The organism is Desertihabitans aurantiacus (assembly GCF_003344635.1).
Classification (GTDB): Bacteria; Actinomycetota; Actinomycetes; order Propionibacteriales; family Propionibacteriaceae; genus Desertihabitans; species Desertihabitans aurantiacus.
This window is the reverse complement of record NZ_QPKK01000333.1, coordinates 1-3,510: the sequence shown is the minus strand read 5'-3', so window position 1 is coordinate 3,510 and position 3,510 is coordinate 1. Positions and strand designations below refer to the sequence as shown.

General features: G+C 73.2%; 5 protein-coding genes. 1 reads left to right on the top strand and 4 read right to left on the bottom strand.

Annotated features, from left to right (window positions below):
• The 4 genes from rplD to DVA66_RS18360 all read right to left on the bottom strand — a co-directional run.
• Window positions 1-181 (bottom strand): 50S ribosomal protein L4 (gene rplD / locus DVA66_RS18375; protein WP_114561332.1); only part of this gene is annotated, 181 nt, incomplete at its 3' end.
• Window positions 178-834, bottom strand: a complete 657-nt coding sequence (gene rplC / locus DVA66_RS18370; RefSeq protein ID WP_114561331.1) for a 50S ribosomal protein L3 — start codon at window positions 832-834, stop codon at window positions 178-180. The genes rplC and rplD, both read right to left, overlap by 4 nt.
• A gap of 14 nt (window positions 835-848) precedes the next feature.
• Window positions 849-1,157, bottom strand: a complete 309-nt coding sequence (rpsJ, locus tag DVA66_RS18365) for a 30S ribosomal protein S10 (protein ID WP_090592218.1) — start codon at window positions 1,155-1,157, stop codon at window positions 849-851.
• 326 nt (window positions 1,158-1,483) lie between these two features.
• Window positions 1,484-2,470: a ribonuclease HI family protein gene (locus DVA66_RS18360; RefSeq protein WP_114561330.1), complete on the bottom strand. Its 987-nt coding sequence runs from the start codon at window positions 2,468-2,470 to the stop codon at window positions 1,484-1,486.
• Between the two features lie 90 nt (window positions 2,471-2,560).
• Here DVA66_RS18360 and serB point away from each other — a divergent pair, with 90 nt between their 5' ends.
• Window positions 2,561-3,430, top strand: coding sequence for a phosphoserine phosphatase SerB (gene serB, locus DVA66_RS18355; RefSeq protein ID WP_198671929.1), 870 nt, complete (start codon window positions 2,561-2,563; stop codon window positions 3,428-3,430).
• Window positions 3,431-3,510 lie beyond the last annotated feature (80 nt).

Sequence of the window (3,510 nt, the reverse complement as noted above, 5' to 3'; positions counted from 1 at the left end):
CGCGGACCTCGCCGCGGGTCTTGGTGGCGTGGGTGCCCTGGCGGGCGGCGGCCAGCTGGGCCACCACGACCTGGTGGATCAGCGGGATGTTGACCGGTGCGTCGAAGAGCTCGGCCGGCAGGTCGGTGCTGCCGGACTTCTGGCCGGAGCCGTCGACGACGTCGATGGTGAGGGTGCTCACGCGACATCTCCCTTCTTGGCTGCGCTGCGCAGGACGACCAGGCCGCCCTTGACGCCGGGGATCGCTCCCTTGACGAGGATCAGACCGCGCTCGGCGTCCACCGCGTGCACGGAGAGGTTCTGCACCGTCACCTTGTCGACACCCATGCGCCCGGCCATCCGCAGACCCTTGAAGACGCGGCCCGGGGTGGCGCAGCCGCCGATGGAGCCCGGCGAGCGGTGCTTGCGGTGCACACCGTGGGTGGCGCGCAGACCGCCGAAGCCGTGACGCTTCATGACACCGGCGGTGCCCTTGCCCTTGCTGACACCGGTCACGTCCACCACGTCGGCGGCGGCGAAGACGTCGGCGCTCAGCTCCTGGCCCAGGGCGTACTCCGAGGCGTCGGTGGTGCGCAGCTCGACGAGGTGCTTGCGCGGGGTGACGTCGGCGTTGGCGAAGTGCCCGGCGGAGGGCTTGTTGACCTTCTTGGCCTTGATCGCACCGAAGCCGAGCTGGACGGCGGAGTAGCCGTCCTTGTCCGGGGTGCGGACCTGGGTCACCACACAGGGGCCGGCCTGGATCACCGTCACCGGCACGACCCGGTTGTTCTCGTCCCAGAGCTGGGTCATGCCGAGCTTGGTGCCCAGCAGGCCCTTCAGCTTGCGTTCGCTCATGTCTTCGTCAGTCCTCAGAGCTTGATCTCGATGTCGACACCCGCGGGGAGGTCGAGACGCATCAGCGAGTCGACCGTCTTCGGGGTGGGGTCGATGATGTCGATCAGCCGCTTGTGGGTGCGCATCTCGAAGTGCTCGCGGCTGTCCTTGTACTTGTGCGGCGAACGAATCACGCAGTAAACGTTCTTCTCCGTGGGCAGCGGCACCGGGCCGGCGACGGTGGCGCCGGTACGGGTGACCGTGTCGACGATCGTGCGCGCCGAGGAGTCGATCACCTCGTGGTCATAGGCCTTCAGCCTGATGCGGATCTTTTGTCCCGCCACAGTTCGTCCTCACTATCCGTCCTGCAGTGTCGGCAGCCCGTACGGGCGAACCACTGTCCCGTCTCTCCGACCCACGCGGTCGGGTGTGTCGCGGAGTTCGGACGCACACCAGGAAGGACGGATCCTGCCTTGGTTGTGGTGCCCGGCCCTGCGGCCCGGCCACGATCGGGTCTCTCGGTGCGGCGAGTGCGGCCACGTGATGGCGCACCTCACCCCGGCAACCCGTCGGAGCAACCCGGCAATACTGTCAGAGATCGGCCCGTGAGCCAAATCGGGTCCGGGGGACGGGTGTGGTAGGCCTCGCCCTCCCCCGCCGCGGGTGCGGCTCAGGCCTCCGGGGTGCCCTGGGCGAAGCGCTGGCGCCAGCCCGAGGGGCCCAGCACCCACACCGAGCTGCGCAGCGCGGTGCCCCGCTCGTCACTGCTGCGCCACAGCAGCAGCATGGTGGCGGCGTCGACCCGACTGACCTCGACGACGTCCAGGCCGGTCCGGCGTCCGGGCGCGGTGGCCAGGTGCTCGACCATCTCGGCCCGGCTCCACAGCCGGCCCGACGTACCGACCTCGCGCCAGTGCGGGTGCAGCAGCTGCTCCACCCGCTCCGGGTCGGCGCGCACCCGCGGGTCGAGCAGCTCGCGCTCGTGGGCGACGACGATCTCCTCGTCGGTCGGGTCGGGGGTGGCGAACAGCGCGTCCACCGGGGTGGGCTCGTCGGTGGTCGGCGGCACCAGCTCGGTCTCGGCGTCCGGCTCCTCGGTCTCGTCGAGGTCGACGTCCTCGGTCGGTGTGCTGGCCGGCACCCGGAGCTCGTGCTGGGCGAGCCCGGCGATGCCCGGCCCGGTGTCGGGCTCGGTGCCGCGCTGGAACGCGGTCGCGACGGCCCGGGCCCGCAGGTCGGCGGCCTCGTTCATGGCGTGCCCGGCGTGGCCCTTGACCCACTCCAGGACGACCTCGCGGCCCTGCAGGGCGGCGTCCAGCTCGCGCAGCAGGTCCTGGTTGAGCACCGGCTTGCCGTCGGCCTTCTTCCAGCCGCGCCGCTTCCAGCCGGGCATCCACTCGGTGACGGCCTTGATGACGTAGGTGCTGTCGCACAGCACCCGCAGCGGCACGCCGAGGTCGGCGGTGGAGCGCAGCAGGTCGAGGACGGCCATCAGCTCGCCCATGTTGTTGGTGCCGTGCGGCCAGCCGCCCGCGGCCCAGGTGTCGTCGTCGACGTACCAGGCCCAGCCGGCCGGGCCCGGGTTGCCCAGCGCGGAGCCGTCCGCGGCGGCGACCAGGGTGCGGGCGGCGTCGGCGGTCGGGGTCTGGGCTGGCACGCCCGGCACCCTACCGACGCACGGCGGGGCGTGCACCGGACGTGGCCGGCACCACACCCCCGCGGAGGCGCTCGACCCTAGGATCTCGGTGTGACCCCGCTGCGCATCGTGCTCGTCCGCCCCCGACCGGCCGACCCGGCAGCCGCTGCCGACCTGGTGCGCCGCGTGCTGCCCGAGGCCGCCGACGTCGGGACCCGCGAACGCGACGACCTGGTCAGCGTGGAGCTCACCGCGCAGGCCGAGGACGTCGCCGGGCTGCGGGCACGCCTCGCCGAGGTGCTGACCGGGTCGGGCTGGGACTCCGCGGTGCTGGTGCCGCCGCTGCCCGAGGGCGCCGGCCTGCTGGTGCTGGACGTCGACTCCACGCTGATCACCGCGGAGGTGATCGAGCTGCTGGCCGAGCACGCCGGCACGCGGGAGGAGGTGGCGGCGGTCACCGAGCGGGCGATGCGCGGCGAGCTGGACTTCGCCGCCAGCCTGCACGCCCGGGTGGCGACGCTGGAGGGCGTCCCGGTGACGGCGCTGGCCGACGTGCTGCAGCACCTGCGGCTCTCCCCCGGCACCAGCGACCTGATCGCGCGGGCGCGCGAGCACGGGGCCACCATCGGCCTGGTCTCCGGCGGGTTCATCGAGGTGGTGCAGCCCCTGGCCCAGCTGCTCGGCATCACCCACGTGCGGGCCAACCAGCTCGAGGTCGCCGACGGCCGGCTCACCGGCCGGGTGCGCGGCGAGGTGGTGGACCGGGCGGTCAAGGCCGCCACCCTCGAGCAGTGGGCCGGGGAGCTCGGCGTGCCGTTGGAGGCCTGCGTGGCGATCGGCGACGGCGCCAACGACCTCGACATGCTCGCCGCGGCCGGTCTGGGCATCGCCTACTGCGCCAAGCCGGTGGTGGCCGCGGCCGCCGACGCCGCGATCACCGTCCCCCGCCTCGACGTCGCCGCGGAGCTGCTGCGGTGGTGAGCCCCGTCCCGCCGGACGAGCGCGTCCGGCCCGGGGTGGCGGCCGCGCACCCCAGCACCGCCGGGGCCGGCGCGGCCGTG